Annotated in this window: 25 protein-coding genes; 20 read left to right on the top strand and 5 right to left on the bottom strand. The window is 45.6% G+C overall.

What is annotated here, in order from left to right:
- Positions 1-85: 85 nt before the first annotated feature.
- The 3 genes from gpAD87_RS17425 to gpAD87_RS17415 form a co-directional block, all read right to left on the bottom strand.
- Positions 86-1,324 carry a cation:proton antiporter gene (locus tag gpAD87_RS17425; protein ID WP_063564230.1) on the bottom strand — a complete coding sequence of 413 codons (1,239 nt, stop codon included), beginning with the start codon at positions 1,322-1,324 and terminating at the stop codon, positions 86-88.
- Between the two features lie 4 nt (positions 1,325-1,328).
- Positions 1,329-1,823 (bottom strand): cation:proton antiporter regulatory subunit, encoded by a 495-nt coding sequence (locus gpAD87_RS17420; protein WP_053780467.1) that lies wholly within the window; start codon positions 1,821-1,823, stop codon positions 1,329-1,331.
- 312 nt (positions 1,824-2,135) lie between these two features.
- Positions 2,136-2,540: a hypothetical protein gene (locus gpAD87_RS17415; RefSeq protein ID WP_063564231.1), complete on the bottom strand. Its 405-nt coding sequence runs from the start codon at positions 2,538-2,540 to the stop codon at positions 2,136-2,138.
- Positions 2,541-2,720: 180 nt separating this feature from the next.
- Between gpAD87_RS17415 and gpAD87_RS17410 the strand changes: the two genes are divergently transcribed.
- From gpAD87_RS17410 to gpAD87_RS17335, 17 genes are all read left to right on the top strand, one after another.
- Positions 2,721-3,665 (top strand): putative sporulation protein YtxC, encoded by a 945-nt coding sequence (locus gpAD87_RS17410; protein ID WP_064639434.1) that lies wholly within the window; start codon positions 2,721-2,723, stop codon positions 3,663-3,665.
- A 196-nt stretch (positions 3,666-3,861) separates the two neighbouring features.
- Positions 3,862-4,038 carry a hypothetical protein gene (locus gpAD87_RS31875; protein ID WP_157258484.1) on the top strand — a complete coding sequence of 59 codons (177 nt, stop codon included), beginning with the start codon at positions 3,862-3,864 and terminating at the stop codon, positions 4,036-4,038.
- 58 nt (positions 4,039-4,096) lie between these two features.
- A complete protein-coding gene (thrS, locus tag gpAD87_RS17405; protein WP_064639432.1) occupies positions 4,097-6,034 on the top strand; it encodes a threonine--tRNA ligase in 1,938 nt (645 codons plus the stop codon).
- Between the two features lie 180 nt (positions 6,035-6,214).
- Positions 6,215-6,988, top strand: coding sequence for a 3D domain-containing protein (locus tag gpAD87_RS32810; RefSeq protein WP_269453514.1), 774 nt, complete (start codon positions 6,215-6,217; stop codon positions 6,986-6,988).
- A 94-nt stretch (positions 6,989-7,082) separates the two neighbouring features.
- Positions 7,083-7,289, top strand: coding sequence for a hypothetical protein (locus gpAD87_RS17395; protein WP_079696589.1), 207 nt, complete (start codon positions 7,083-7,085; stop codon positions 7,287-7,289).
- Between the two features lie 170 nt (positions 7,290-7,459).
- Positions 7,460-8,515, top strand: a complete 1,056-nt coding sequence (gene liaF / locus gpAD87_RS17390; protein WP_064639431.1) for a cell wall-active antibiotics response protein LiaF — start codon at positions 7,460-7,462, stop codon at positions 8,513-8,515.
- A 3-nt stretch (positions 8,516-8,518) separates the two neighbouring features.
- A complete protein-coding gene (locus gpAD87_RS17385) occupies positions 8,519-9,556 on the top strand; it encodes a HAMP domain-containing sensor histidine kinase (RefSeq protein ID WP_063564236.1) in 1,038 nt (345 codons plus the stop codon).
- The gene (locus gpAD87_RS17380) at positions 9,553-10,215 is read left to right on the top strand and encodes a response regulator (RefSeq protein ID WP_064639428.1); all 663 of its coding nucleotides are present in this window, start codon (positions 9,553-9,555) and stop codon (positions 10,213-10,215) included. Before gpAD87_RS17385 ends, gpAD87_RS17380 begins: the two co-directional genes overlap by 4 nt.
- A 148-nt stretch (positions 10,216-10,363) precedes the next feature.
- Positions 10,364-12,061, top strand: a complete 1,698-nt coding sequence (locus gpAD87_RS17375) for a S1C family serine protease (protein ID WP_064639426.1) — start codon at positions 10,364-10,366, stop codon at positions 12,059-12,061.
- Between the two features lie 195 nt (positions 12,062-12,256).
- Entirely contained in the window at positions 12,257-12,946 is a 690-nt protein-coding gene (locus gpAD87_RS17370; protein ID WP_063564239.1) for a response regulator transcription factor, read from the top strand.
- A gap of 1 nt (position 12,947) precedes the next feature.
- The gene (locus gpAD87_RS17365) at positions 12,948-14,408 is read left to right on the top strand and encodes a sensor histidine kinase (protein WP_063564240.1); all 1,461 of its coding nucleotides are present in this window, start codon (positions 12,948-12,950) and stop codon (positions 14,406-14,408) included.
- 68 nt (positions 14,409-14,476) lie between these two features.
- Entirely contained in the window at positions 14,477-15,430 is a 954-nt protein-coding gene (locus gpAD87_RS17360; protein WP_063564241.1) for a 4-hydroxy-3-methylbut-2-enyl diphosphate reductase, read from the top strand.
- Positions 15,431-15,661: 231 nt separating this feature from the next.
- The gene (gene aroF / locus gpAD87_RS17355) at positions 15,662-16,726 is read left to right on the top strand and encodes a 3-deoxy-7-phosphoheptulonate synthase (protein WP_063564242.1); all 1,065 of its coding nucleotides are present in this window, start codon (positions 15,662-15,664) and stop codon (positions 16,724-16,726) included.
- A 414-nt stretch (positions 16,727-17,140) separates the two neighbouring features.
- Positions 17,141-18,565, top strand: coding sequence for a type I glutamate--ammonia ligase (glnA, locus tag gpAD87_RS17350; RefSeq protein ID WP_063564243.1), 1,425 nt, complete (start codon positions 17,141-17,143; stop codon positions 18,563-18,565).
- 212 nt (positions 18,566-18,777) lie between these two features.
- Positions 18,778-19,887 (top strand): 3-phosphoserine/phosphohydroxythreonine transaminase, encoded by a 1,110-nt coding sequence (serC, locus tag gpAD87_RS17345; protein WP_197521433.1) that lies wholly within the window; start codon positions 18,778-18,780, stop codon positions 19,885-19,887.
- Between the two features lie 137 nt (positions 19,888-20,024).
- On the top strand, positions 20,025-20,489 hold the full coding sequence (gene trmL / locus gpAD87_RS17340; protein ID WP_064639422.1) for a tRNA (uridine(34)/cytosine(34)/5-carboxymethylaminomethyluridine(34)-2'-O)-methyltransferase TrmL: 465 nt from the start codon (positions 20,025-20,027) through the stop codon (positions 20,487-20,489).
- Positions 20,490-20,659: 170 nt separating this feature from the next.
- Positions 20,660-20,914, top strand: coding sequence for an AbrB/MazE/SpoVT family DNA-binding domain-containing protein (locus gpAD87_RS17335; protein WP_024629045.1), 255 nt, complete (start codon positions 20,660-20,662; stop codon positions 20,912-20,914).
- A 97-nt stretch (positions 20,915-21,011) separates the two neighbouring features.
- On the opposite strand, the gene gpAD87_RS17330 is transcribed toward gpAD87_RS17335, so the two are convergent.
- Both gpAD87_RS17330 and gpAD87_RS17325 read right to left on the bottom strand, forming a co-directional pair.
- Positions 21,012-21,443 carry a GNAT family N-acetyltransferase gene (locus gpAD87_RS17330; RefSeq protein ID WP_064639420.1) on the bottom strand — a complete coding sequence of 144 codons (432 nt, stop codon included), beginning with the start codon at positions 21,441-21,443 and terminating at the stop codon, positions 21,012-21,014.
- Positions 21,440-22,357 (bottom strand): serine hydrolase domain-containing protein, encoded by a 918-nt coding sequence (locus gpAD87_RS17325; protein WP_064639418.1) that lies wholly within the window; start codon positions 22,355-22,357, stop codon positions 21,440-21,442. Before gpAD87_RS17325 ends, gpAD87_RS17330 begins: the two co-directional genes overlap by 4 nt.
- Before the next feature lie 506 nt (positions 22,358-22,863).
- Between gpAD87_RS17325 and gpAD87_RS17320 the strand changes: the two genes are divergently transcribed.
- From gpAD87_RS17320 to gpAD87_RS17310, 3 genes are read left to right on the top strand one after another with little or no spacing between them, the layout of a single operon-like run.
- Positions 22,864-23,586 carry an alpha/beta hydrolase gene (locus tag gpAD87_RS17320; RefSeq protein WP_231952606.1) on the top strand — a complete coding sequence of 241 codons (723 nt, stop codon included), beginning with the start codon at positions 22,864-22,866 and terminating at the stop codon, positions 23,584-23,586.
- Between the two features lie 11 nt (positions 23,587-23,597).
- Positions 23,598-24,557: an ABC transporter permease gene (locus tag gpAD87_RS17315; protein WP_063564249.1), complete on the top strand. Its 960-nt coding sequence runs from the start codon at positions 23,598-23,600 to the stop codon at positions 24,555-24,557.
- An 18-nt stretch (positions 24,558-24,575) separates the two neighbouring features.
- Complete coding sequence (locus gpAD87_RS17310) at positions 24,576-25,478, top strand: carbohydrate ABC transporter permease (RefSeq protein WP_063564250.1); 903 nt, start codon at positions 24,576-24,578, stop codon at positions 25,476-25,478.
- The last annotated feature ends 32 nt before the right edge of the window (positions 25,479-25,510 follow it).

Below are 25,510 nucleotides of genomic sequence, written 5' to 3'. Positions count from 1 at the left end.
CCATTCTCCCTGGGTTAGTCACAGAAAGATCGGCATAAGAGCCGCGAAGTACGTTAGTGTGTCTGTTCTGTACAGACATAAGGAATTATCCTTCTTTCTGCAGAACCTTTGGTTCTTCTTTCTTTTTCCGAGGATCCTTGAACTTGAATATTTTATCCAATAAACGGAATACATGTTTGGACTCTTTGGTTAATAAAGGACCCAGAATGGCCAGAATTAGGACATAGAGCGCGGCAAACGGTTGAATCATTGGCAACAGTCCCCCGGCTTTACCCATGTTGGCCAAGATGATGGAAAATTCACCCCGTGACACAATGGTTAATCCAATATTCGCCGATGCTTTGGGCGATAGTCCTGCACTGCGTCCGGCCATCATACCTGCCAGGAAGTTACCGAACAATGTAATAACAACTGCGATCAGAGCTAACCATACGGCTTCGCCACCCAAGGACAACGGATCAATGGACAATCCAAAGCTGAAGAAGAAGATTGCTCCGAAGAAGTCACGGAACGGTAGAATCAAGTGCTCAATCCGTTTCGCGTGTTCTGTTTCAGCAAGCACCAGACCAACCAGTAATGCACCAATCGCTTCGGCAACATGAATGGTTTCAGAGAAGCCGGCTACTAGGAACAAGGCTCCGAATACAACGAGAGAGAATAGCTCATTCGATCGAATCTTAAGCAATTTGTTTAGTAGCGGTGTTGCTTTGCGTCCAAGGATAATCACGATAAGCATGAATCCGAGAGCAATAAGTGCGGACATGATGACGCCTCCGATGGAGGATGAATCACTAAGCACAAGTCCGGACAAGATCGAGATATATACAGCGAGGAATACATCTTCGAACATAATAATACCCAATATCATCTCTGTTTCAGGATTGGCCGTTCGTTTCAAATCCACGAGTACCTTGGCCACGATGGCACTGGAAGAGATGGTAGTTATACCTGCGATAATAAGTGCTTCTGCAACTGGGAAACCGGACATAAAACCGAATATTAATCCCAGCGTGAAGTTAATCCCAATATAGATAGACCCGCCGACTGCAATGGATTTACCCGATTTGATCAAACGACCAACCGAGAATTCCAGCCCTAGATAGAAGAGCAGGAAGAGAATACCAATGCGGCCCATAAACTCAATAAACGGCTGACTTTCAATGAAACGGAAGTCCAGATGCCAGATTTTCATAGCATGTGGCCCAACAGCCATCCCGATCAGAATATAAAACGGAACGACCGAAAATCTTAGTTTTGCCGATAAAAGGCCGGCTGCCGCAATGAGCACAAGGGCCAGACCTACTTCGAATATCAAATGATCCATCTATTTACCCCCTTCCAGTCAGGAGGAGGGATTTAAACAGTTTCTGCTGATTGCGTTCGCCAACGGCTACTACCGTGGACTCTGCACTAATCACGACCTCCGGACCGGGGCTGATATGTTTTTTGTGATTCTTCTCTACAACGGCAATAACCGTTGCCCCTGAGTTTTGACGTACGTCCAGTTCACCAATAGATTTACCGATACATCCGTAGGATGGCTCGATTTTGTACCATTCAATAATCAGATCGTCAAACGTTACTTCAATATTTTCAAGCTGCTTTGGTTTATAGGTCAATCCACCAACGATGGCAGCAATCTGTCTTGCTTCATAGTCATCAAGTGTAATCATGGAGATGCTTTGGTCTGGATCATCGTACTCAAAATGGTACATTTCCCGGCGACCGTCATCGTGAATAATGACAATAATTTTATCTCCACTGCTCGTTTCAATCTGAAATTTCTTGCCGATTCCCGGCAAATCTGTTTCGCGTACATCCATGGATAGTATGCCTCCTTAAATTGAGGGCTGGCCACAGAAGACAGGCTTATTTCCCGAAAATAGAATGAACAGCTGCACTTAGGAACATTAAATGATGCGGGTAAACAGAGCCAGGGACTCCTGACACACAGCCTTGTGTTGTGAATTTTTAATGAAAATGGGGATAACAAAATAGATGCTAACAAATAGGTGTTGCCAATAAGGCTGATCGATATCTAACATTTGCTAAAAGGGTTAAAAGTTATGCACAAGCACACCGTCTTTCAGACAGAGGTGTCTCCATGCAAAGCAACCTAAAATACGGTGTAAAGGCTAGTTAAGAGCGTTCACGTATTTTGGTGCTATAGGGGTGGGAGATACATACATACTGGTGAATTTGATGGGTAGCAGAAATAATCTGCGTTTAAACAGACAAATCAACGGTTTAAAGGGTAGACGCGGTGTAGGAATTCGCAGCATTAGCAACAAAGCGAGCACAAGAAAGACAGGTTTGTTATGCGTGACCGCAATCAACTTCGACATGACTTGTGGGTATTTGCGAATGGCAGGTTTCTGCTGAGACTCCAATGTGTGGACAAGCACTTCCTTGTTGGAAGTCGTCTCAACGGTTACCTCGACAGCGGATTCCGACTGCATCGGAATAGGGAAGGACAACGCTTGGAATACGCACAAAATGATAATAAAAGCGTAACGGAGTATTCTTGGTTGTTGTCTCATTTTGGCTTCCCCCCTTTTCCGTGAAACATACTGTTATAAAAATAATAACACATTTTTGTCTTAACTCCAAACAGATTGATAATATACTGAGAAATCATGACACGCTTTCCATCAATCCGCTTCGTATATCCCTATCAGCCTTGCCATATACTTTGAACAGGAAGGAAAGGAGTGATTCTTATGGAACTGTTCGCCGTATGGACCGATGTATCAGGGCAGGAGGAAGCGGATCAATTTTATCGTTGTGTGAAGGAAAAAACCAAAGGTTTACATATAAGCAAAAGAGGATTTCGGCTCACCTTCAAACATAATGACGGAAGAGCGGCCTGGGTATGCAGAGGCAATGAGAATCACGCTGACTTCCAGCAGTGGCTGCCTCAGATCAGTGATTTGCTTGCCACTGGACTTGCAGATTACATCATGGATACACGTGAACGTATTATGGTGGAAGAGATGATCTCAAAGGCCTGCTCAGTCATGGATGAACATGAGGTGGAGAAGGTAAATCGGATATGCATGCCTTTATTATTCAATGGAGACTTGGATCAGCCAGGCCTGCGCGAGCGTCGCCGTACCACTTTGGCCAATGGTTTGAAGCAAGATTTGGAAGAGGTGCATTTTTTTCATCTTGAAGGCATTCTTAATTTCCGGATTCGGCCATATAAGCAGGAACTTCATGAGCTCGTAGAATATGCGCTGGATGAATTCTGGATGGATCGTCAATATGAAGAGTTTATGGGGCTGCTCAAATATTTTGTGTTTTTTCAGGAGGCGAAAGTACCTCTTGTACATTTGATACACAAAGGTTTGCATGAATTTCAAGTATTGGATGCTGCGCTTAATGTGCTGCCCGTACAAAAGGATGAACAGGTCGTTGTAGAGATGCCTGGACTTGAATTGGAAATGGATATCGAAGACATGATCGTGAGTACGCTGATCTCCATCTCGCCTGAAAAGGTCATGCTGCATACACGCACTCCAGATCTGCCTATCATCTCTACGATCCGTCAGATCTTTGAAGACAAGGTGCAATTATGCCATCATTGCCCTGAGTGTGAAGTGCTGCGCTCCGGATTGTTGACAGGTCTTGACGCAAGTGATATCGGCAATTATAATAACTGTTGATCCATGATATTTATTTGAGGTTGTTATGGAACAATAAACAAAAGCGTTGACAAAGACAAGAACCATACGCACGGTGAGTGCAGAGAGAGGGAACTAGGCTGAAATTTCCTCCGGATGCCACGTTTGGTTTACCCCTTTGTAGCTGCAGTTTTGAAAATGGATATAAATGTTGCCTCTATAATACAGGTAGTCATCCATGAGTAAGGATATGCCGGGTCATGCCCGTTACCGTCATGCCAATGAGGGCTGTACTTCCAATACGGATGAAGCAGCTGAATTAGGGTGGAACCACGAGAGTATACAACACTCGTCCCTTTGCCGGGACGGGTGTTTTTTGCGTTCCTTTGCAAAAAAATTGCAGGAACAGCAATAGATTATCCATCCATGATCATGTATGGACAGAGGTTGAATTTACAGGAGGAATGAGACAAATGGCAGTTAACATTAAACTACCCGATGGTTCTGTTCGTGAGTATGCCGACGGAAGCAGCATTGAAGATGTGGCCGCTTCGATCAGCAGCGGACTTCGCAAAAATGCCGTAGCCGGCAAACTGGATGGAATCGTAGTGGACTTGTCCACAACACTTCATGAGGGAGCATTGGTGGAGATCGTAACACTGGATTCACCAGAAGGTCTGGAAGTGATGCGTCACAGTACAGCTCACTTGCTCGCTCAAGCTGTGAAGCGTTTATATGGAAACAAAGAGGTACATCTCGGCGTTGGTCCTGTCATTGAAGATGGTTTCTACTATGATATGGATCTGGAGCAACCGCTTAATCCCGAAGATCTGCAAAAGATCGAGAAGGAAATGGAACGTATTGTTAATGAGAACTTGCCGATTGTACGTAAGGAAGTTAGCCGCGAGGAAGCAATCAAAATCTTCGAAGAAGTGGGCGATCCTTACAAGCTCGAATTGATTCGTGACTTACCAGAAGACAGTGTTATCACTATTTATGAGCAAGGTGAATTCTTCGACTTGTGTCGTGGACCACACGTACCATCCACCAGCAAAATCAAAGTATTCAAACTGATGAATGTTGCCGGTGCTTACTGGCGTGGAGACAGCAAAAACAAAATGCTGCAACGTATTTACGGTACAGCTTTTGTGAAAAAAGCACAGCTTGATGAGCATTTGCACTTCCTGGAAGAAGCTCGTAAACGGGATCACCGTAAACTGGGTAAGGAACTCGAAATCTTCACATTCTCCCAACTGGTTGGACAAGGTCTGCCAATCTGGTTGCCTAATGGTGCCAAGCTGCGCCGGACGTTGGAGCGTTATATCGTGGATTTGGAAGAGAGCCTCGGATATCAGCATGTGTACACACCGGTGCTGGGTAATGTTGAATTGTACAAAACATCCGGTCACTGGGAGCACTATCAGGAAGACATGTTCCCGAAAATGGTTATGGACAATGAAGAACTCGTTCTTCGTCCGATGAACTGTCCTCACCACATGATGGTGTACAAGTCCAGCATGCACAGCTACCGTGATCTGCCGATCCGGATTGCCGAGCTTGGCATGATGCATCGTTACGAAATGTCGGGCGCGTTGACAGGTCTGCACCGTGTACGTGCGATGACGCTGAACGACTCTCACATATTCGCACGCCCGGATCAGATCAAGGAAGAGTTCGCTCGTGTTATTGAGCTGATTCAAACAGTTTATAAAGATTTCGGCATTCACGAATATCGTTTCCGTTTGTCCTATCGCGATCCTCAGGATACCGAGAAATACTTCCAGAATGACGAGATGTGGGAGATGTCCCAACGCATGTTGCGTGAAGTTGTGGAAGAACTCAACCTTCCATTCTATGAAGCAGAAGGCGAAGCGGCATTCTATGGTCCAAAACTGGATGTTCAGATCAAGACAGCACTGGGCAAAGAAGAGACATTGTCTACCGTTCAATTGGACTTCCTCTTGCCAGAGCGGTTTGAGCTTGAATATGTGGGAGATGATGGGCAGAAACATCGTCCGGTCGTTATCCACCGCGGTGTAATCAGTACGATGGAGCGTTTCACTGCATTCTTGCTGGAGAACTTTGCAGGGGCTCTGCCACTGTGGTTGTCTCCTGTACAGGCAAAGGTTATTCCGGTATCCGGCAACTTCGACGACTACGCACGTGAAGTGGAAGCGAAGCTGAAACGTGCAGGCATCTCTGCTGAAGCGGATCTGCGTAACGAGAAGCTTGGTTATAAAATTCGTGAAGCACAGCTTGAGAAAATGCCTTACATGTTTGTCGTTGGTGAAAATGAACGTAATGCAGAAGGCGTATCTGTGCGGAAACGTGGAGAAGGCGATCTCGGCATGAAACCTGTGGACGAAATTGTAGCCCAGCTCAAAGAAGAGATTGCAACAAGACTGGTGTAATCCAGAATTGTGGTTCTATAATAGAAAACCGTTTGAATCATATTGGAGTAATCCGATGGTTCAGACGGTTTTTTTTGTTGTTTTCAGGTTTTCTGGACATCCGGTTTAGAAGCCTTAACCAAGAAAAGTATAGAATTTTTTCATTTTGGAAAACCTTTGCAGTAAGGGGGAGGTTCTATAATGAAAAAGCAATTCTTAATTCAAAAGAAAAACATAAGGTTCATCATCTCTTGCTGTGTGGTGATCACCGGAGTAGTCTTGGGCTGGAATCAGGTAGAAGCATATACCTTCGAAGAGGAAAATGAAGTCATGTATGTGGAGAATCGGCACAGCGAAACTTCTGGAGAGCTTGAAGGCGTACATTCTGAAACGGCAGTTTATGAATATAGCGATCAGGCTCAACTCACAACCTTGGTCTATATGGGGTTTTTATGGTCTCCACAGCCTATTGTTATTCCACGGCCGGAAGTTCCGGAGAAGCAGACCGGAGTTGACCCATCCATGCCGGTGCTCGCTCCACGTACAGAACAGGTGTTGGACACGCATAAAGTGACGGCTACCGGATACACTGCAGGTGTGGAATCAACCGGAAAAGGTCCAAAACATCCTCAATACGGAATCACGTATTCAGGTGTAAAGGTGCGCCGTGATAAAGAAACGGTCTCAACGATTGCAGCTGATCCGAAGCTGTTCCCACTGGGTTCCATTTTATATATTCCCGGTTACGGTTACGGCATCGTTGCAGACACGGGCTCGGCGATCAAGGGCAATAAAATTGATCTTTATTTCCCTACAACAAAGCAAGTGTATAAAGAATGGGGCAAAAAGGACGTCGAAGTACAGGTGATCAAACAAGGTGCTGGAAAATGCACTGAAAAAATGCTGGAAGAATTATCGGAAGCCATCGATGTGTACAAATCCGTACCCGATTCATGGCTGGACAAGGCCGTATAATGATGATGAATTTTAATACATGAATAACGCACGCGCACTCTTCACATAATACTCTCTGGGGACGAACCCCGCGTTGCAGACATGCAATGTAAATATGAAGAGAGAGGTGATCGTCGTGGCTAAGAAATCTCAAGGTTCACAAACGCCAAACGAGAAGTACAATGCAGAGTTTGGAGAAGAGAATGCAGCAAGCAAAGTGAAACAATCGCACCAAAACAAAGTGAAGGATAACTTCCAAACACCTGATGAAAAATACAATGCTGAGTTCGGTACTGAGAACACAGGCAAATCACAAAAGTAAATCAATGCACAGACACCTTGGAGAATTTCTCCAGGGTGTTTTTAATATTTTACATAAATACCCTTCCGTCTCGGTCTGGAGACTGAGATCAATTCCATCTGCCGCCGCTGTTAACCAATCCTTGTCTGATGTAAACTGGATACAGAATACAGACAAAGGAGACATGAGCGATGAAACGATCTACGCGGGACCGCTGGTGGGTTGGCATTCCTCTTATTGCGATTGGCGCAATAATATTGTTCAGGCAATTGGGATATGACATAGATATCGGATACATGTTCAGAACATATTGGCCGTTATTTTTGATTTGGTGGGGTGTAAAAGGTATAACCGAAATTCGGCGCAATGGGAGTCATGCATTGATTGGACCGGCCATTGTACTTGCGATTGGTGGATACTTCTTGGCACGCAATCTGGGGTGGATTGATTACTCCATGGGTGAGTTCATTCGCTACTTAATTCCGGTAATGCTGATTGGTGGGGGATTGTTCGTTCTGATCGGACCTCGTCGTCGTGACCGGAAACATCATGACCAAGTACAACCGCCTCCACCACCGGAGCCACCTTATAAGCCATTGTCCCCTGAGGACCTGGAAATGCCGTCTTCGTTTGACGAACAGTTTGAGAAAACATTTGGCAAACCGAAACAGGAACAAAAAAATGATTCGCATGGCTCATTTTATACAGATAAGGAAGACCATAAATCACATGCACATCAACACCATCATAAACATCAACATCATCAACACAAGCATAAAGGTTACGGTTCAAATAAAAAGGCATATGGAACATTTGATGATGATGACCACTATGATGATGATTCGAATTATTATGATGGCCATGGGAATACGATTAACAAATCGGCATTTATCGGCGATATGTATATGGGACAGGAAGTGTTCTCCCTGAAACCGATGAATATTTCGGCATTTATTGGCGATACGGTGATTGATTTGACGAAGGCGCAAATACCTTACGGTGAGACGAAAATTAACATTTCCTCTTTTATCGGGGATGTGAAGGTATTTGTACCGGAAGATATGGATCTGGGTGTGACTGTAACGACGAATTCGTTTATTGGAGACATGTCGCTGTTAAATCAAAAACGGGGCGGATTCCTAAGCAGTGCTCAGGCTGAAACGGCGCATTATCGGGAAGCAGGAAAAAAAGTACGGATTGTCGTTAGCGTGTTTATTGGAGATGTCAAAGTGAACAAGGTGGGTTAACGCATGATTCGAACGATTCTCAAAGCAAATAAGTGGGAACTGATGATGTATTTTGCGCTGACCGGACTCATTACTTTGGGCGGGTTTTACTTGCTGTACGGGGAAGTGTTGATGGGAACAGGGCGTCAGCGTGCGTGGACCTATGTTGCTGTTGTACTCCTGGCTACCATAATCACGGGCTATATTGCAGCCTTACGGCTTCAACGCAAGATTGATCTTCTGGATCTCAACATGCTGAAAGTGTCCAAGGGCAATCTCGCTGTTCGTATGCCTGAGGCAGATGATGCCTCCTTCGGACGGGTATATCAGGAATTCAATGTCATGATGGATTCGATTGAGAAAAAAATGAGATTGCTTCAGCGGCTTGGTGAGCAGGAAGTCATTGAAAAGGAACAGGCATCCGAACGCGCTGTGATTGAAGAACGCAAACGGATGGCAAGAGATTTGCATGATACGGTCAGCCAGCAGCTTTTTGCCATGCATATGTCGGCTTCTTCCTTACCACGTTTGCTGGAGATGAATCCCGAGCATGGTAGCAAAGTGTTGGAGCAACTTATTCAGATGTCGCATATCGCACAGCGGCAGATGCGTGGGCTTATCGCTCAGCTTCGCCCAGTGGAGTTGGAGGGAAGGAACCTTGGCGAAGCGCTGGATAGCTGGTTCCCGGATTATTGCAGGCAGAATGGTTTAAAAGGAGTGAAAGAGCTGGAACTGGATGGCGGAATTTCCGATGCCATCGAGCACCAGCTGTTTCTTGTTATTCAGGAAGCGGTCGCTAATGTAGTAAAACATGCAGAAGCGGGTCTAGTCAGTCTGTCCATACGAGAGAGTGAACATCAGATCAGCATGAGCATTAGCGATGACGGTCAGGGGTTTTTGCAGCAAGCGGAACGGCCTGGTTCATACGGATTATCAACGATGCGTGAACGGGCAGAGAAGCTTGGGGGTCAGGTTCAGATTATATCGAAGCCGGGAGCGGGGACGACGGTGCGGGTATTCATCCCGAAATTCCCGAAAGAACCAGAGGGGGAAACGGAATGAGCGGAATAGTAAATGTAATGATTGTGGATGATCATGATATGGTGCGGATGGGGTTAAAAACGTATCTTACGCTGGAGCCTACATTTCATGTGATGGGGGAAGCGGGTAACGGACAGGATGCATTGAATCAGCTGCGCAAGCTGGGAGAAAACGAACTGCCTGACCTGATCCTGATGGACCTGATGATGCCGGTAATGAATGGCGCGGAAGCGACACAAGCGATTATGACCGAATTTCCGGGGATGAAAATTGTGATGCTGACCAGTTTTCTGGAGGATGACCTTGTGGTACAAGCGATTGAAGCCGGTGCGGTCAGTTATGTGCTGAAGACAGTATCTGCTGAAGAGTTGATCTACGCTCTGCAAGGAGCATACCGAGGTATGCCTGTAATGACAGGCGACGTATCACAGGCATTGACCCGTGGCATCAGACAGCGCACAGCAAGAGAGAACGAATCCGGCCTGACGGAACGGGAAAAGGAAGTGCTTTTGCTGATTGCAGAGGGCAAGACCAATAAGGACATCGGGGAAGAACTACATATTAGTATCAAAACCGTCAAAACTCATGTGAGCAATTTGCTGATGAAATGTGAAATGGACGATCGGACACAGCTGGCAATCTACGCTCATCGTCAGGGCTGGGTGAAGAATAAGGGTTAGAATGCAGATTTGGCGGAAAAAATGTTCTATAACAGTGTGCTTTTATCTCCTTTTTAATTGTTTTTAAGGTACGGTTAAGGTTTAAAGTACAAAATAAGGACAGTTAAAGAATATCTCTTGCGAAGAAGAGATTGGGAGGTAGAGAGGCATGGACGAACGTAATTACAGAGCGAACCGTCAAGACGAGGAAAATGAAACTAAACAAGCGGAGAATCGCAATTCATCAGGGACGGACGATTCCTCCTATTATTATTCTTACGGACCTTTTCAGTCCGTGAATCAGGAAGATACAGCAAGTCATAATGGGGAACATAATCAACGTGAAGAAGGAAATGTAGAGATTACAAGACCTGAACCCGTGAAGCCCGTACCTACTTACTACAGTAATTACAATAACGAATCATCTGATCAAGCTAATACGTCCTCCAGAGGGGGCGGCGGCAATGGTTCAGGCAACGGAGGAGATCAGGGGAACGGCGGCAAGAACAATGGGAATTGGAATTATAATAACCGTCGGCCACGTTCTTCCGTAAGATCGCTCCTGTTCTCTTTTATCGCCGGGATGCTGGTCATTACAGTGCTGATGTATACAGCGGACAGAACAAACATGTTTACACCACAGGAAGCGCTGACAAGTGCAGACAATGAAAGCTCCAGTCAGTCATCTTCTCCTACTAACTCAGGCAGCAGCAATAACGTGACAGCGTCACTCCTGCCAACGGGCAAAGAGGATGTATCCTCAGTCGTAACGAGTACAAGTCCGGCTGTCGTCAAAATCGAAACACTAGCGAAGCAGTCTTCACGCAGCAGCAGCCAGGGCGGGTCTACGATGAGTGATCCATTGTACCAATACTTCTTTGGTAATGGAAGCAATGGCGGAACAGACAGCTACCAAGGCCAAAATCAGCAGCAACAGCAACAAAGCAGCAATCAGTTGGTTCCACTCGGCATTGGATCCGGATTTATTTTTGACAAAGAAGGCTACATCCTGACGAACCAACACGTGGTTCAGGGCGCAGATGTGATTCAGGTAACGCTGGAGAACAACAGCAAACCATATGAAGCGAAATTGCTGGGGAGCAGCTTTGATCTTGATCTTGCCGTATTGAAAATCGAGAAAAACAGCGGCGATGATGCTTTCCCTGTCGCTCCACTGGGTGATTCCAACAACACACAAGTGGGTGAGTGGCTTGTAGCTATTGGTAACCCGGAAGGATTTGAACACACAGTTACTGCAGGTGTATTGAGTGCAAAAGAACGTACGATCAGCATTCCGGACGAAGAAACAGGCAAAACCCGTGAGTACAGCCACTTGTTACAAACGGATGCTTCCATCAATCCTGGTAACTCCGGTGGACCGTTGCTTAACCTGAATGGTGAAGTCATTGGTATGAACGTTGCGGTTAGCGCGGATGCACAGGGTATTGGGTTTGCCATTCCTTCGAGTGTAATCTCGGATGCGGTTAAATATCTGAAAGAAAACAAAGAAGTTCCCAAAGAGCCCGTACCGTTCATTGGTGCATCTCTGATGGCTCTTACGCCTGAAGTGGCGAAGCAGATGGGAACGGATATCACTGAAGGTTCTGTTGTAGCCAGCACGATTTATCAATCCCCTGCTTACCAAGCAGACCTGCGTGCTTATGACATCATCACAGGTGCCAATGGCACAGCATACAGCACAAGTCAGGATTTGATTGATTTCATCAAGAAACAGGAAATCGGCAGTGAAGTGACACTGAATGTTGTTCGGGACGGCAAAAAAATGGATGTGAAACTCAAAATCGGCAACAAAAATGATTACGATACTACACAAACAACGGATCAACAACAGCAACAACAACCATAATGACGAAACATGGGTTATAGAATAAGGTTTAGAAGAGCGGAAGGGTTCGAGGGCCCTTTCGCTTTTTTTGCACTATATTCGTTTGTACTCCATCAAGGTCTGACTCGCAAAGCAACAAGGTGTTTGGAAAGATGCAGATTGCGCTTTTGGCTGTTACAATAAGATTAAAACGTTAAGGGATAAAGGAGAAAGACCATGCGCTCAACTATTCTGATTGTTGATGATGATGAAAAAATCGTTTCCATGCTTCGGCGGGGACTTGCTTTTGAAGGATATGAGGTACAGACAGCTTCGAATGGGGCGGAGGGCCTCAGTAAGCTAATGGATAAAGAGCCGGATATCGTGGTTCTTGATGTCATGATGCCGCAAATTGACGGGTTTGAAGTATGCCGCAGACTCAGAGAAGCGGGGAGCAAAGTGCCCGTGCTAATGCTCACTGCCAAAGATGAAGTACAGAGCCGGGTAATTGGGCTCGATACAGGTGCAGATGATTATCTCGTGAAGCCGTTTGCGCTTGAAGAACTGTTGGCTCGTGTCCGTGCCTTATTGCGTCGTAAAGCGGATATAGCAGACACGCCTGATAATCGACTTATGTATGAGGATATTATTCTGGATAATGATTCTCGTGAGGTGTTGCGTGACGGTCAGCGTCTGGAACTGACTGCCAAGGAGTTCGAATTGCTGAATCTGTTCATGCAAAATCCGAAACGTGTGCTGTCCCGTGATCTGATTATGGATAAAATCTGGGGTTATGATTACAGTGGTGAATCCAATGTGCTCGAAGTGTATATTGCCATGCTCAGACAGAAAACCGAAGAATACGGCGGCAAACGTTTGATCCAGACGATCCGGGGAGCCGGCTATATTTTGAGGGGTGACTCCTGACATGTCCATTCGGTTAAGATTAACCGCGTGGTATTCAGGCATCTTGGCAGCCGTGCTCATTTTTTGGGGAGTTGTGATCTACGCTTTTGTTTATTTTAATACGTATCAAGAAGTGGAACAGCAACTGAAAGATAAAAGTGAACGAATTACGAATCAGATTGGTGTCAATCCGCTCTCACAGTCGCTGGACCTGGACCCTTTTACAGAAAGTCAGCTTCAGGAAGCGCAGATATACATCCAGTTGTGGGACTATCAGAGCAGATCTGGTAAAATCTCAGGCAATATGGAGAAGCTTCAGATTCAATTTCCCGTTGTGAAATCCAATGAGATTCAGAAAAAGCGTGGCATATCCAAGATCTATGTCAATGGGACCCCTTTCTTGGTGAATCAACAGCCCTTGTCTCTTCAGGGGACCAATGAAATAAGGGGGCTCCTGCAAGTCGGTGCCAATGTTAGTTCCCAGGAACGATTGCTGGAAGCTCTGCGAAATATTCTGGTTTTTGGCTGGCTTGTAGCGATGGCACTTGCCATTACTTCGGGTCTGATTCTGGCTCGTAAATCCATGCGTCCGCTCGTCAATGTGATTGATGCCGCCAATCAGATTCAATCCGGGGATGACCTTAGTGTGCGTATTCAATACACGGGTCCAAAGGATGAGATTGGACGTCTGATTGAAACAGTTAATAATATGCTTGAACGAACAGAGCTGTCATTCCGCGGGCTCGAGGAGACGAATAAAGCTCAGCGCAGATTTGTATCTGATGCTTCACATGAGCTGCGTACACCGCTGACCACGATCCGTGGCAATGTGGACTTCCTTAAGAAGCTATGGGATCAGGAGAGCACGGACCGACCGAATCTGGACGAAGAAACGGTTAAACAAATGTCGCTTGAAGCGATAGAGGACATGGCGGATGAAGGCAAACGCATGAGCAGACTGATCAGTGACATGTTGTCTTTGGCCAGAGCCGATACAGGACAGAAAATCGAACTGAATCCGATCCCGTTGCAGATTCTGGTGCAGGAAGTGGCTCGCAGATCGCAATTCCTTGATCACCAGGCTGACTGGCGTCCAGGAGATCTATCGATTTTGAATGGCATTTATGTGAACGGCAGCAAGGACTATTTGCAGCAAATGTTGTTTATTTTTATCGAGAATGCTTTCAAGTACACTCCAGATGGCTCGGTTACGCTTGATGCAATACTTTATAAAGGTCAGGTAGGACTGCGCATCAGTGATACGGGCATCGGAATGGATCGGGATGAAGTTCCATTTATCTTTGACCGGTTCTATCGGGCGGATGAGTCTCGCGGTGCCACACCAGGTATAGGTCTGGGACTGTCGATCGCCAAGTGGATCATTGAGGAACACCAAGGGTCTGTCGAGGTTGTAACCAGACGTGGAGAAGGAACGACCTTTATCATTTGGTTGCCGGTTGTCTTTGCTCCGCCTATCGAATAAGGTTATAATAGACAGGACTGCAATTACATCGGCTATCTTTGCCGAGAAAGAAAGCGGGTGGCAACCAAGTGGAAGTACTGCGAATTTCGCCGCGGGGATATTGTTACGGAGTTGTGGATGCGATGGTGCTCGCGCGCCAGGCGGCACGCAATCTGGACCTACCACGGCCTATTTATATATTGGGTATGATTGTGCATAACCAACATGTGACGGACTCTTTTGAAGATGAGGGCATTATTACACTGGACGGACCGAACCGGATTGATATTTTGAGCCAAGTAGAGAGCGGAACAGTGATCTTTACGGCCCATGGTGTATCTCCGGAAGTGCGCAAGATGGCACGGGATAAAGGTTTGACTACAGTGGATGCAACTTGTCCGGATGTAACCAAAACCCATGACCTTATTCGAGAGAAGACGGCTGAAGGATATGACATTATCTATATTGGGAAAAAGAGCCATCCAGAGCCTGAAGGTGCGGTTGGTGTTGCACCCAATCATGTTCATCTGATCGAGAAGGAAGAGGAGATTGACGGACTGAACGTACCTCCCGGCAAAATCCTTATTACGAATCAGACAACGATGAGCCAATGGGACATTAAACACATTATGAGCCGTCTTCTGGAGAAGTATCCAGGCGCAGAAATTCATAATGAGATATGCTTGGCTACCCAAGTTCGTCAGGAAGCTGTTGCTGAACAGGCAGGGCAAGCCGATCTGGTCATTGTTGTCGGTGATCCTCGCAGTAATAACTCCAACCGACTTGCACAAGTATCGGAGGAAATTGCGGGTGTAACGGCATATCGTGTATCAGATGTGGCTGAGATTCAGCAGGAATGGCTGAAAGGTGTGAATAAGGTGGCGGTTACTTCGGGCGCATCTACACCAACACCGATCACGAAGGAAGTCATCCTGTATCTGGAGCAATATGAACATGACAAGCCGGAAACATGGGAAATCAAGCGTACGGTGAATATGAGCAAGCTATTACCTCCTGTAAGGGAAAAGACTCGTACAACGTAAACAAACATTATTATAAGAATCCTGCAGTACAGAGCCGAAATCCGGTGACTGACTGCAGGATTCTTTTTTTTGAAGGGGATAAGAGTCGGCTTGACTGAAAAGGGTGAATATGTTATATTTACTTTAGTGGATAAAAGCTTAAAAGCGAACAAGCGTTTAAGTGAAGAAGAGTTTTGGAGATTAAATCAGACGCGCTTAGGCGCTCTCATACAAGGAAGGATGGGATTTATAATGATCGTTATTGCAGGTAAAGCTACTCCGGAGGAACATATTCAGGATATCGTCGCTACAATTGAAAAGGAAGGGCTTCAGGTTCATATCTCGCGTGGAGAGGACCGCACCATCATTGGTTTGATTGGTAAAGTGGAGCCGAAAATGGCTGAGCATCTCCGTCAAATGAAAGGTGTGGAGAATGTCGTCAAGATTTCGAAGTCCTACAAATTGGCAAGCCGTGACTTCCATCCTCAAGATACCGTAATCTCCATCAAAGGTGTAGATATTGGCGGCAAAGAACTCGTCGTTATGGGCGGGCCTTGTGCGGTTGAATCAGCTGCACAGATTGATGAGATTGCCGGACTGGTTAAGGCTGCTGGTGGACAGGTGCTGCGCGGTGGTGCATTTAAGCCACGTACAGGTCCGTACAGCTTCCAGGGAACGGGTGTTGAAGGTCTGATCATGATGGCTGAAGCAGGCAAGAAACATGACCTGTTGACCATTACAGAAGTCATGACGCCTGAATATGTGGATATTTGTGCCGAGTACGCTGACATTCTGCAAGTAGGTACACGGAACATGCAGAACTTCGATTTGCTGCGCAAATTGGGTGAGTGTGGCAAACCGGTACTGTTGAAACGTGGTTTCAGTGCAACTTATGATGAGCTGTTGAATGCGGCTGAATACATTCTTGCGGGTGGCAACCCGAATGTAATGTTGTGTGAGCGTGGTATTCGTACATTCGAATCCTACACACGCAATACGCTCGACTTGTCGGCCATCCCTGTTCTGCAGTCTCTCAGTCATCTGCCAGTCATTTCGGACCCAAGTCATGGTACGGGTCGCCGTGAGCTGGTTGAACCGATGACGAAGGCTTCTGTTGCTGCTGGTGCTAACGGCCTAATTATCGAAATGCATACGGACCCGGATAACTCCATGACGGGTGACGGTGTACAATCTTTGTTCCCTGATCAATTTGCCAACCTGCTTCAGGATCTGGAGAAATTGGCACCAATCGTGGGTAAAACATTCAACACAGCCAAACAACCGGCGGAGTTCTTTCCGGCACGAGTTGGCGTATAACTGATCTTCTTAGTATAGGTAATATATATCATCCGGGCATCTGCCCTGGCTCCGTTCGATGAGAATGAGGCTAGGACAAAATGTCCGGTTTTTATGTTATTTGGAGCCTTGAACGCATTTATTAATCATAGGTGATAAGAAACATTTATGATGTAATGTTATTTCCATAATTTAGGATAAATATACCCCTGCTTTACCGCATTAAACCAGTTAATTATAGTGTATTTACGTTGTTAAGTGAAATCAATAGATTTATAAAATGTTAGCATAGCTCACATAGTTGCAAAAAATACCTTACATAAGTATTGACGATGTCACATTTGAGATTTTATAATGACGACAGAAAAAAATTCGAATATGGACATTTTCTTAGCGGGGTTGTTTAATGTTCGGAATATTTGGGAGGACGAATACATGTCGGTTGAAAACGTATTGAAATCAATTCAAGAGAACAACATCGAGTGGGTAGATTTTCGTTTTGTAGATTTATCTGGTCGTGCGCACCACATCTCGTTACCAGCTTCGGCAGTTGACGCAGACACTTTTGTAAATGGAGTAGCCTTTGATGGTTCTTCTATTCAAGGTTTCCGCGGAATTGAAGAGTCCGATATGGTTATGATTCCAGATCCTGAAGCGACTTTTGTCGATCCGTTCACAGCACACCCTACATTGAATGTTATGTGTGATATCTTCACTCCGGATGGGGAGCGTTATGAGCGTGACCCACGCGGTATCGCAGTCAAAGCCGAAGAGTTCCTGAAAGAAAGTGGAGTAGGTACAGCAGCATTTTTCGCACCTGAATCCGAATTCTTCATCTTCGACGATGTACGTTATGAGAGCGGCACGAACAGCTCTTCCTATTTCGTAGATTCCGAAGAAGCTTCTTGGAACACCAACCGTAAGGAAGATGGCGGTAACCTGGGCTTCAAAGTTCGCACTAAAGGCGGATACGTTCCTGTAGCTCCAGTGGATACACAACAAGATATTCGTAGTGAAATGTGTCGCATTTTGGAAGAAGCGGGCCTGTCGATCGAGCGTCATCACCACGAAGTGGCGACAGCTGGTCAAGCCGAAATCAACTTCCGTTTTGATACGTTGAAGAAAACAGCAGATAACCTGCTTGTATACAAATACATCGTGCATAACACTGCACGTCAATATGGTAAAGTAGCAACATTCATGCCAAAACCACTGTTTGGTGACAATGGTAGCGGAATGCACGTTCACCAATCCATCTTCGATGGCGATTCCCCATTGTTCTATGACAAAGCGGGATATGCAAACCTGAGCGAAATGGCTCTGCACTACATCGGAGGAATTTTGTACCACGCACCAGCTCTGATTGCTTTGACTAACCCTAGTACGAACTCATTCAAACGTCTCGTACCTGGTTATGAAGCACCGGTTAACCTGGTTTACTCCAAAGGTAACCGTTCGGCAGCAGTACGTATTCCTGTTGCAGCTGTGACACCAAAAGGTTGTCGTATCGAGTTCCGTACACCGGACTCCACAGCTAACCCTTATCTGGCGTTCGCTGCAATGCTGATGGCGGGTCTGGATGGAATCAAACGCAAAATCAACCCAACTGAGCTTGGATATGGTCCACTCGACAAAAACATCTATGATTTGTCTGATGCAGACAAAGAAAATATCCGCAGTGTGCCAGCTTCCCTGGAAGAAGCGCTTGACGCTCTGGCAGCGGACAACGAATTCTTGACTGAAGGTGGCGTCTTCACGAAAGAATTCATCGAAAACTATATCAACCTCAAACGTGACGAAGCAAAAGCAGTGGCAATTCGCATTCATCCGCATGAGTACAGCCTCTACTTCGACTGCTAATCCAGTCGGAACAGAAACTGTTCCCAATGTAAAGCCTCCGGGACTCGCTCTCGGAGGCTTTTCCTTGAATTGAACGATGTAGTGCATTAACTTTGCAGGGTGATAAAGGAATTTGATAACCCTGATTCGCAGCTTCGGTGCTTATTGCCCTTGAAGCAGATAGGGAATACTGATATCATAGCGATAATATTCACTTCATATGTCAGCTACGGATGGAAAGGGCGGGGGATTTTGTGACAAAGAGAGCGTATAATTTTAATGCAGGACCTGCGGCGTTGCCACTTGAGGTTCTGGAGCGTGCTCAGGCAGAATTTGTTGATTTTCGGAATACAGGGATGTCGATTATGGAGATGTCTCACCGTGGAGCGGTGTACGAATCTGTACATAATGAAGCTCAGGAGCGTTTGTTGTCTCTGCTAGGCAACCCCAAGGGATACAAGGTCCTCTTTCTTCAGGGCGGAGCCAGCACTCAGTTCGCCATGCTGCCGATGAACCTGCTCAGGGAAGGGCAGACAGCCAGTTACGTCATGACAGGCAGCTGGGCCAAGAAGGCACTGTCTGAGGCGAAACTGATTGGGGAGACGCAGGTCGCTGCATCTTCCGAAGCGGATAAATATATGAAATTGCCGGATGTGTCGAATCTTAGCTTCCCGGATCGCACAGCTTATGTTCATTTGACGTCTAACGAAACAATTGAGGGAACTCAATTCAAGTCATTCCCGGATACCGGTTCAGTTCCGCTTATTGCCGACATGTCGAGTGACATTTTCTGCAAACCGTTTGACCTTAATCAATTCGGCATGATCTATGCGGGTGCACAGAAGAACCTGGGCCCATCAGGGATTACGGTTGTTATTGCTCGCGAAGAACTGGTTAGTGAATCTCCTAAAACGATTCCGACGATGCTTCGTTATAGTACACATGTGGACAACAATTCTCTCTATAATACACCACCGTCCTTCTCCGTATACATGGTGAATGAGGTTCTGAAATGGATCGAGGAACAAGGCGGATTGGCTGGAATTGAACAGAAGAACGTGAAGAAAGCGGATTTGCTCTATAATGCGATCGATTCCTCCGGAGACTTCTACCGTGGCTGTGTAAATCCGGCAGATCGTTCCCTGATGAATGTGACCTTCCGCTTAGCTAACGAGGACTTGGAGAAACAGTTTATCAAGGCTTCGGAGAAAGAAGGATTTGTTGGTCTGAAAGGGCATCGGAGTGTTGGCGGCCTGCGTGCTTCCATTTACAATGCTGCTCCATATGAAAGTGTTAAAGCACTTACGGACTTCATGAGCCACTTCCAGAAGACAAATGGATAAATAACCTGGCAGCGAGTTGTGAATTCAAGCATTCACACTTGTGCTTCACCAGAGCCTTCCACATTGACGTGTGGAGGGCTTTTCTTTAAGATTAGAGAATTGTCGTTTACATGAAATGAAAAGGAGATTGAACACATATGGCTTTACATATCGTTCTGGTTGAACCGGAGATTCCAGCAAATACGGGCAATATTTCTCGTACATGCGCGGCTACCGGCACACATTTGCATCTCGTGCGTCCACTCGGATTCCGTACGGATGATGCCACACTGAAACGCGCGGGTCTGGATTACTGGCATGCCGTTCATATTGAATATCATGATTCGTTTGCCGAGGTTCAGGAACAGTATCCAGATGGGCGTTTTTTCTACGCAACCACGAAGGCAAAGAACCGTTATAGCGATTTTAAGTTTCAGGATGGAGATTTTCTGGTGTTCGGTAAAGAGACCAAAGGCCTTCCTCCAGAGTTAATTGCTGCTAATCCAGATACTTGTATGAAGATGCCAATGACAGGTGATGTCAGATCATTGAACTTGTCAAACTCAGCAGCAATCATTGTGTATGAGGCATTGCGTCAACTTAATTTCCCGGGTCTTGATTAATCCAATTCGCGTATAAGTGACGGTTAGAATTCGCTAAAAAAACATTTTTCAAAAAAAAGGACAAAAAATGTTTATTTCCAGCAGGATTCGACAAAATCTTGGCGAATTAATAAACATAGTACAAATGTACCTAGAAATTTAGAGTAAGATAGGAGAGGTGTGCCGTAGCTATGAAGCCAGCTGGAGTCGTTCGCAAAGTTGACCAATTGGGTAGGATCGTATTGCCTAAATCTTTGCGTAAAAGGTATCAAATGAATGAGGGAGATCCTGTAGAGATCTTAGTACAAGGGGACCATATCATTCTAGAGAGATACCGTCCAAAATGTATTTTTTGTGGATCGATGGAAGAAGTCAATGAGTTCAAAGAGCGTTACATATGCGCACAATGTTTAGATGAAATGACCCAGCTTCCACAGCACGGGTAAAATAAAAAGTATCATGGCCTCTGAAGGTCATGATACTTTTTTTGTGTGGAAAAAAGATTTCCACTTCTTGTTGTTTATCGGGATCAAACGAATGGAATCAGCTATTAGAGTCGTACTCCATCACCCAATATTTCTCCCCGGGTATACCTTCTTCAATGACTTTTTTCCAACCCTGTCGTTCGTAAAAGCCAATTGCTTTATGATTATCAGATACACATTTCAATCGAACAGGCTGCTGCATAAGTGAAATTGACGCATCAAGTAAGCGTGAACCTGTACCCCCGCCGATAAAACCGGGATGGATAAACAGAAGGTGAATAAAGTTCTCGGGAAGATATAGCGAAGCGAAGCCGAGAAGCTGTCCTTCTTCATTTTCAGCCACGAGGATATATTCTTCAACGGTGTCTGTATCAAAATTCTGTAGGGACAGCTCTTCCGGCTTAGCCCAGTGGAACCGGGCACGTCGCGACTCGAGATAGATGATTCTCAACTCCGCATAATCTGCCTGAGTGGCTGCTCGTATAATCAAATGTTCCCCTCCAGAATAGGCAATATATCTGACCATACATGATCAAGAATGGCTTGCATATTTTGTTCATCACTATTGATGGCAACGACGGACTCCAGCTCCGGTAGGACAACACATAGTTGACCATTGGCGCCATCAGCACGGTAAGCGTTATGGGAACATCTCCAGAATTGATATCCATAACCTTGTCCCCAGTCGCCGTCTCCTGGTGTAGGGATCTGTTGTGTTGTCGCTAATCGGATCCATTCCGCAGGAATGAGCTGCTCGCCGTTCCAGTGGCCCTCCTGAAGCAACAGTTGACCGAACCTGCCTAATTCCTCATTGGTGAGCTGCAGGCCCGCACAGCCCAATGTAATGCCCAAGGGAGAAGTCTCCCACTCTACATTCGTAATGCCCAGTGGCTCGAATAGCCGGGGAATCAGATAGTCCTTAACAGTTTGACCAGAGGCAGCCTGGAACATGGCGGAGATCATAAACGTATCTGCACTGCTGTATGTAAACGTTTCACCAGGAACTCTGTTCAAAGGAAGGGACATGTAATATTTCGCCCAATCTTTCTCAGGAAGGGTGGCTCGCTCTTCTGCCCATAACACAGGTACGTCATGCCCTGATGACATTCGCAGCAAATCGTACAGGGTGAGGTCCGCAGGAGGGAAGGATGTTAAATGAGAAGCAGGTGTTGGTGATGTGAAATAGTCTCCTAGTCTGGATTCAAGTGTAAGTGTGCCCGCATCCAAAGCCAGTCCAATCGCCATGCAGGTGAACGATTTGCTGACAGAATGCTGTAAGCGGCGCATATCGCTGGTGCGATCCCACGCTCCGATTGTAACCCCTTTCTGCAATACCCGAACAGAATGAACGTTTAACTGCTGCTCATCTATATGATGAACAAAAGAATTAATAATACTAGACATCTTAACATCCTTTCTAAAAAAGAAGAATTTTAACTGTTGGTGAAACGTTTCCGCAATCTGGATCAAAAATTAGAACTTATGTTAGTACAAACGAAGTTCAATGTCAATGAATAGGTGCAAACGGTTACTTAAAGGAAATTGTTTCAAATTAAAAGTGCCTTTTGACGCAAATTTTATCACGGAAAATCAGTTTTTTAAGAAAAAAGCGCGAAATTTGTAAAAAGGTTATTGACAGGGTTTGTACTTCGGGATTATGATTTATTCGAAACGATTCGAAGAAATCGCTTCCACGTAAAATGTGTTGTATTCAAGTCCAAGTAAATCAACGTTGGCTATGTTTTGAAACGATTCGAGAAAATCGTTTCGATAACCGAGCGAAATACGGGGGAATCACTGGAAGTTGCAACAAAAAGGCAGAGAAACAGAAGTTTACAGACAGCAGCCGACGATGAAAGGGGTTACATATGGCGCATATAACGATCGAAACCGGATCGCCTACGTTATGCATGAATACAAGCATACATGTAGTGTCCAGTGACTCCGGAGACACTTCAGGCGGTACGCTATATTTGCTGCATGGGGCAGGCGATAACGCAAGTACATGGCAACGTTTGACTACAATTGAAATGTATGCGCAACAATATGGCTGTACCATCATTATGCCGGAAGCGAACCGAAGCTATTACACCGATATGGAATACGGCCTGAATTACTTCCATTACATCACTCAGGAGCTGCCTGAATTCTGCAGGCGTCAGCTCAATCTCAATACAGACCCGGCAAAGACTTTCGTAGCCGGTCTATCCATGGGTGGGTACGGTGCATTGAAATGTGCACTGACATATCCCGAGAGGTACCGCAAAGCGGTGTCCTTATCAGGTGTAACTGATATTCAGACCCGGCTTCACGATCCGGAGATGCCATCAGGCATGATCAAGGAAATGAAAGCGGTTTTTGGAGAACGGTTACAGGTAAAACCTGATCAGGACCTGTACGCACTGTCTGCCAAGCTGTTGAAGCAAGGTGGAGATTTACCGGATATTCTGAGTTGTTGTGGTGACATTGATCCGTTTGTGGATATGAATCGCAAATTCGCGGAATACATGCAGGAAACGGATTTTGAGTTTCGGTATGTGGAGACACCGGGTACCCATGAATGGAGATTCTGGGAGCAACACCTGAGAACAATGTTTGATTTTCTGTATAACGACAAGACCAAAGTAGAGTGAGGAGATGCAATTTGAAACCTGCAGCCGAAGGACCTAGCAAAAAGCTGAAGGGAAACTTGAAAGGCAATTCGCTCTGGAGTGAAATCTGGAAGCACAGAATGACGTACACCCTGCTTATTCCAGGGCTCGTCTGGCTGATCCTGTTTGCCTACATGCCAATGGGTGGCCTGTCTCTTGCGTTTAAAGACTACAAGGCAAACCTGGGGATTTGGGGAAGCCCATGGAGCGGATTTGAGAATTTCAAATACGTTTTCCGGGATCCAACCTTTATTGACGCGGTATGGCGGACGCTGTACATCAACATTCTAAAACTGATTATTCAGTTCCCGTTCCCGATTATTCTTGCCCTGTTGTTGAATGAATTGCGGATGCGCAGAGGGAAAAAGTGGTTCCAGACGGTTCTTACGTTCCCTCACTTCCTTTCATGGATCATCGTATCCGGGGTAGTCATCAACGTCCTGGCTTATGACGGACTGGTAAACAGCGCACTTGGTTTGCTTGGATTGCCAACCATTAACTTCCTTGGTTCCGAGTCTAACTTTGTACCGATGCTGCTGTTGACGGATATTTGGAAATCAAGCGGATGGGGTGCGATTATCTTCCTGGCAGCCATTTCCGGTATTGATCAGGATCAGTATGAATCGGCGCAGATTGACGGCGCTTCCCGTATGCAGCAGATGTTCAAGATTACATTGCCAAACATTCTTCCAACAATCACCGTCATGTTCATTCTGTCGGTTGGTGGATTGATGTCTTCCGGTTTCGACCAGATCTTCAACTTGGCAAATGCCGCAACTAAAAATGTATCGGAAGTATTGGATGTATATATCTATCGGATTACGTTCCAGTCCTCAACGGACTTCTCATTCTCGACAGCGGTCAGCTTGTTCCGTTCCCTCGTGAATATGGTCTTGCTGCTTCTCGCAGACAGATTTGCCAAGTGGCTTGGCGGAGACGGTTTGTTCCGATAAGAGAGGAGGAAAAATGAAATGAGTAAGAAGTCTAACAAAAAACCGAGAATTGGTACAGAAAAAATGACATTTCTCGATTACATTATTTTCGCCATTTTACTTGTGCTTGCTCTGATGATTCTGATTCCGTTCTGGAATGTCATTATGATCTCGTTCGCAACACAAAAAGAATATGCTGACAATCCATTTTTGATGTTCCCTAAAGAATGGACATTGGATTCCTATAAGGCGTTGTTCGCTGACGGAACGATTCTGTCGGGGTACAAAAATACAATTATTTTGCTAGTCATCGGTTTGCCACTCAGCTTGTTCCTGACAACAAGCATGGCATATGGCCTTAGTCGCAACAAATTTCCGTTCAAGAAATTTCTCTTTTTCCTAGTACTGTTCACCATGATCTTTAATGGTGGTATTGTACCGCTGTACCTGATCATGAAATCACTTCACCTTACAGGTACGCTGTGGTCCGTTATCCTGGCGGGAAGCTTCAGTGCTTTCAACATGATTCTGATGATGAACTACTTCTATACCTTGCCTGAATCGCTGATGGAATCGGCGAGATTGGATGGAGCAGGAGAGTGGAGAATTCTGTTCTCAGTTGTTCTTCCGCTGGCTACACCAATTATGGCTACAATCACATTGTTCTATGGTGTGGCGTACTGGAACAGTTGGTACGATGCGATGATATTCCTTCGAAAAGCGGATCAGTTACCGCTCCAGAATGTACTCAGAAACATTATCGTCACATCCCAGACGAACGCATCCAATGCATCCAGTGTGGATGCTGCCCAAGCAAGCAATTTCTCAATGGGTATGAAGATGGCGGCAGTATTTGTCACCATGGTACCAATTATGTGTTTCTTCCCAATGCTGCAAAAACACTTTGCCAAAGGGGTATTAACAGGGGCTATCAAGACCTGATTATACGTATAGGATTTTGCATTAAAATTCTA

The sequence above is a fragment of the Paenibacillus sp. AD87 genome, assembly GCF_001659845.1.
Lineage (GTDB): Bacteria > Bacillota > Bacilli > Paenibacillales > Paenibacillaceae > Paenibacillus > Paenibacillus marchantiae.
The sequence above is the reverse complement of the archived record's forward strand: the minus strand, read 5'-3'. Positions and strand labels throughout refer to the sequence as shown.